Genomic DNA, 4,307 nt, shown 5'->3' with positions numbered 1-4,307 from the left:
GCCCTCGTACTGGACGTACTCGGGTCTGTGCCTGGTGCGGTGAGAGTGCGTGCATGGCGTCGCGGGGCGGACGGGAATTTGACGACAGGGCCTAGTCCTCCCAGTCGGAGCCCGACTTGCCCCTGCGGCGGCCGAAGAAGTTCGGGGTGACGCGCGCGGCCTGGACCACGTTGACGCCCACGATGCCGGCCCAGGCGACCAACAGGCCGGACAGATGCGCCACGCCGCCGCCGATCGCGGACAGAGGGACCGCCAGGACCAGTGACACGATCCCGAAGCCGAAGCGCTCCCCCCACGAATCCGACGTCCCCTCCGGGGAGCGCGTACCGCGGGCCACCACCATCTGCTGCTCGGCCAGCTGCCGCCGTACCCGGCGGTCCACCGCGCCGTCGAGGCGCTGTTCGACCTTCTCCAGGAACGAGTCGACGAGCGCGGACTCGTATTCCTCGCCCAACTCCCTGCGTGCGTGCAGGGTGGCGTCGAGTTCCTTCTTCAGTTCGGCGTCGCCGCCCGCTTCCCTACCGGTCATGCTGTCCAGGTTAGGGAGCGACGGCCCCCGTGGCACTGGGGATAGCCCCCCTGTCGGGGCTGGGCTGCACCCCCGGGGCGCAGCCGGGGCCAGTACCCCGAGCGCGCCGGTCGCGTCGACCGCCGCGAGACCCGACATCCGCCGGACACGCTCCATGAGACCCGACATCCGCCGGACACGCTCCATGAGACCCGACATCCGCCGGACACGCTCTAGGGGAGGAGGGTGACCAGGCTGGAGTCGAGGTCGAACCGTGCGGCGGCCACATGCGCCGGGGTGAAGGCCGGGTCCGCCCGGATCGCGTCCCGGACCCAGGCCGCGTGCGCCCGCACGGTGTGGTCGGCCCAGTCCCCGGGCATCGCCCGGGTACGGAGCGCCGCGGGCGTGATCTCGTCCACCAGAAGGCCGAGATGGCCGGGCACGGGCGCCCCGGTGCGGAGGTGTTCGAGCGTCGCCGCGACGGCCCCGCAGCGCTCGTGCCCCAGCACCAGCACGAGGGGAACGCCCAGCTCCTCCACCCCGTACTGGACGGACGCGAGGACCGCCTCGTCGAGCACCTGCCCGGCGGTCCTTATGCAGAGCAGGTCCCCGATCCCCTGGTCGAAGACCAGTTCGGGCGGGACGCGGGAGTCGATGCAGCCGACGACGACCGCGAACGGGTGCTGCCCGGCGGCGAGGACATGCCGCCGGGCGCGCTCCTCGTGCGGATGACGGGGACGTCCGGCGGCGTACCGCCTGTTGCCCGTGAGGAGTTCGTCGAGCGCCGCGCGGGCGGTCGTCGGCCGGGAGCGGGGTGAGGCGACGGCCGGAGCCGACGCGGCGGTGGTGAGTACGCAGGCGGTGGTCGCCGCCAGAAAGGCCCTGCGGTTCGAGGGCATGACGCTCCCTCAGGAGTTGTGCTTGTAGCGCTTGATCACCGTACGCACGTGCATGCTCACCCTGAGTGCCGATTTAATGATCCTTGATTGAATCGTCGTCAGATCATCGCTGCCGGGATACCGCCCCTTGATCAGGCGGCGGAACTGTCCGCGGGGAGGTCCAGGGGCCGCAGTTCGTCCGCGTACGAGACGGAGATCCGGCGCATCAGGCCGTCCTCGGTGATGTCGTACTGGCCCAGGCGCCACAGCGGCGGCGAGTACGCGTGGATCGACACCGCGTCGTCGGTGGCGCCGGTGAGACGGTGGATGTGCTCGGGACCGAAGCAGAAGGACTCGCCCGTGCCGACGGTGACGGACAGATGGCTGCCGCCGATGCGCGGGTTGGACTCGGTCAGCGCGCCCTGCACGACGCCGACCGCGCCGGAGGAGATGTCGTGGTCGTGCCAGCCGGTGTCGTTGCGCCGGGTCCAGCACAGCAGCCAGACATCGACGTACTCGTCGCGGTACAGCGACGCGTAGTGCCGCTCCTCGTCGGAGAACGCGACCTGTTCGCGCCAGAGTTCGGGGCGGGTGGCGAGGTCGTCGACGAGGGCCTGGAGCTCGCGCTTGTCGAGCGTGCGGTCCGGCAGGGCCTCGTACGTCATGGGGTGGCTCCCTTCAGGAGGCGGGCGGGGTTGGCGGTGCGCAGGGCGTGGACGGCGGCGGCCGCGCCGAGGTCGGGGACGGTGGGGGAGGCGTAGGGGCGGTCGCTGCCGCTGACGACCACGTCGATGCCGACGGCCCGCACCAGCGCGTCCACGGCGCGCGTCCCGTACGACGAGGTCTCGTAGAAGGCGTCGAAGTCGACCTCGCCACGCCCGCCGCCGCGCGCCGCGAACCGTTCGCCGTGCAGCGGGGCGAGGCCCGCGAGGGCGGCGAAACAGACGCGCAGACGGGGGTGACGGGCGCGGCCGAAGGCGCGGAAGGCGAACCAGGACGCGTGCATCTGGTGGACGTACGGGACCAGCGCGGGCCACCAGGGCGGGGTGCCGGGAGTGGGCGGGGCCGTGCCCGGGTGGACGAACAGCGGCTTGTCGTGGCGGGTGAGGACGTCGAGGAGGGGCGCGCAGAAGTCCCAGCCGGCCGCGTCCGGCAGGGCGGTGGCGGGGAGCTGGAGGCCCGCGCAGCCCCGGCGGAGTTCGCGCTCGACCGCGTCCGGGTCCGTGTCCGGTTCCGACAGGCAGGCCGAGGCCCAGACGCCGAAGGGGGCCGGGAGCGCGAGGGCGCCGTCGTGGAAGGCGGCGAGCAGCGGGGCGGCCTCGGCGGACGGCAGGTGTTCGATGCCGAGCGGGCTGGAGAGGGAGACCAGGGCCAGGTCCAGGCCGTCGGCGTGGGCGAGCGCGGTGCGGGCCGCGACGTCGTGGTCGGCCGGGTCGACCTCGTACGGCGGCTCGCCCGTCAGGTGCAGGGTCCAGCCGTCGAGGTACGGCGGTGCGGTGCGGGCGCGCAGCAGCTCGACGAAGGCGGGCGGCCAGATGTGCTGGTGGACGTCGGTGGGCACGCGGCGGTCCTCGCTGGGTGTACAGATGTTAAGCGCTTCACTGATGCGATTAACTTAAGCGGTTAACAAGGAGGCGTCAAGCGTGCGGACGGGGCGGGGACGGGGTGTGGGTGGGGGTGGAGGCGGGGTGCGGGCGAGGTGTGGGCGTGGGGTCCGTCGGAGGATCGGTCAGGGGCCGGCCGGGCCGTGCGCCCACAATGTGGACGCGTCCCGGTAGGCTTCCCGACATGGCCAGGCCCAATAAGCGCACCACCCTCCGGGAGGTGGCCGAGGCCACGGGCCTCTCCACCGCCGCCGTCTCCTACGCCCTGCGTGGCAAGCACGTCTCGAAGGAGACGGAGGAACGGGTGCGCAAGGCCGCCGCCGACCTCGGTTACGAGGCCGACCCCATCGCCCGCGCCCTCGCCAGCGGTCGCACCAGCATGGTCGGTGTCCTCGCGGGCGACCTCCAGGACCTCTGGCAGCAGCAGCTGATGGCCGCCATCGGCCGGGAGCTGCTGGCCGGCGACCGCTACGCGCTGATCCTCGACGCGGGCGGTGACCCCGACCGTGAGCTGAAGCTCGCCAAGCAGCTGCGCGACCAGCGTGTCGACGCGCTGCTGGTGTCGCCGGTGAACCCCTCGGCCGAGGGGTGGGCGGCGATCGCCGAGGCGTTGCCGGTGGTGGCCGTCGGCGACTCGCTCAGCACGGCCCGTACCGCCGGGCAGGTCATCTTCGACAACCGGGCCGGCATCGACTCCGTCCTGGAATATCTGCACGGGCTCGGCCACCGCCGGGTGACCGTGCTGACCCCGACCCGGCCGAGCACGCCCGACCGGCCCGCCGACGTGTACGTCCGCGAGGCCGCCGAACGGCTCGGGCTGCGTGCCGAACTGGTCCCCTGCCCGCAGGAGTTGGGCGAGGCCACAGTCGTCGCCCGACGTCTCCTGGACGGGCCCCGGCCCGCGACCGCCGTCTTCTGCTTCTCCGACTCACTGGCGTACGGGGTGTACGCCGCCGCCGCCGAGGCCTCGCTCTCCGTCGGCCGGGACGTCTCCGTGGTCGGTTTCGACGACCACCCCGTGTCACGGGTCCTCACCCCGCCGCTGACCACGGTGGACTGGGGCCTCCCGGAGATCGCCGCGGAGGCCGCACGCCTGACCGTGGCGGCGATCGAGGGGAAACGGGTCCGGAAGAAGCGGATCCTGTGCGCGCCGAGGATGAGTGAACGGGGCTCAGCGGTCCGGGTGTAGCCCCACGGGGTTTCCGCCCCCGCCGCCCCTACCCGTCCCAGGGGGCCCCTCACCGCGCTCGCCGGCCCGGCTTCGGCCGTGGTGTCCAACCCGGCGGTGCTCGTCGTCCGCCCATCCTCATCGGCTTC

The 4,307-nt window shown here is 72.8% G+C and carries 5 protein-coding genes; 1 reads left to right on the top strand and 4 read right to left on the bottom strand.

All coding sequences use genetic code 11. The features are described from left to right. Positions 1-91: 91 nt before the first annotated feature. The 4 genes from ABZ656_RS56780 to ABZ656_RS56765 all read right to left on the bottom strand — a co-directional run bounded on the left by ABZ656_RS56780 (position 92) and on the right by ABZ656_RS56765 (position 2,947). Entirely contained in the window at positions 92-529 is a 438-nt protein-coding gene (locus ABZ656_RS56780; RefSeq protein ID WP_168492341.1) for a hypothetical protein, read from the bottom strand. A 212-nt stretch (positions 530-741) separates the two neighbouring features. After that, complete coding sequence (locus ABZ656_RS56775) at positions 742-1,407, bottom strand: carbonic anhydrase (protein WP_360280409.1); 666 nt, start codon at positions 1,405-1,407, stop codon at positions 742-744. A gap of 131 nt (positions 1,408-1,538) precedes the next feature. After that, positions 1,539-2,051, bottom strand: a complete 513-nt coding sequence (locus ABZ656_RS56770; RefSeq protein ID WP_101404778.1) for a cysteine dioxygenase family protein — start codon at positions 2,049-2,051, stop codon at positions 1,539-1,541. Next, a complete protein-coding gene (locus ABZ656_RS56765; RefSeq protein ID WP_101404779.1) occupies positions 2,048-2,947 on the bottom strand; it encodes an amidohydrolase in 900 nt (299 codons plus the stop codon). The genes ABZ656_RS56770 and ABZ656_RS56765 overlap by 4 nt, the downstream gene beginning before the upstream one ends. Positions 2,948-3,174: 227 nt before the next feature. Here ABZ656_RS56765 and ABZ656_RS56760 point away from each other — a divergent pair, with 227 nt between their 5' ends. Then, positions 3,175-4,179 (top strand): LacI family DNA-binding transcriptional regulator, encoded by a 1,005-nt coding sequence (locus ABZ656_RS56760; RefSeq protein WP_101404780.1) that lies wholly within the window; start codon positions 3,175-3,177, stop codon positions 4,177-4,179. The last annotated feature ends 128 nt before the right edge of the window (positions 4,180-4,307 follow it).

The organism is Streptomyces sp. NPDC007095, from assembly GCF_040634475.1.
Classification (GTDB): Bacteria; Actinomycetota; Actinomycetes; order Streptomycetales; family Streptomycetaceae; genus Streptomyces.
Note: the sequence above shows the minus strand (reverse complement) of the source record. Positions and strands in the feature narration are given on the sequence as shown.

What these genes read in the sequence shown, in the direction of transcription:
- ABZ656_RS56780 (WP_168492341.1), bottom strand. Translation starts at nt 529, where the DNA reads ATGACCGGTAGGGAAGCGGGCGGCGACGCCGAACTGAAGAAGGAACTC.
- ABZ656_RS56775 (WP_360280409.1), bottom strand. Translation starts at nt 1,407, where the DNA reads ATGCCCTCGAACCGCAGGGCCTTTCTGGCGGCGACCACCGCCTGCGTA.
- ABZ656_RS56770 (WP_101404778.1), bottom strand. Translation starts at nt 2,051, where the DNA reads ATGACGTACGAGGCCCTGCCGGACCGCACGCTCGACAAGCGCGAGCTC.
- ABZ656_RS56760 (WP_101404780.1), top strand. Translation starts at nt 3,175, where the DNA reads ATGGCCAGGCCCAATAAGCGCACCACCCTCCGGGAGGTGGCCGAGGCC.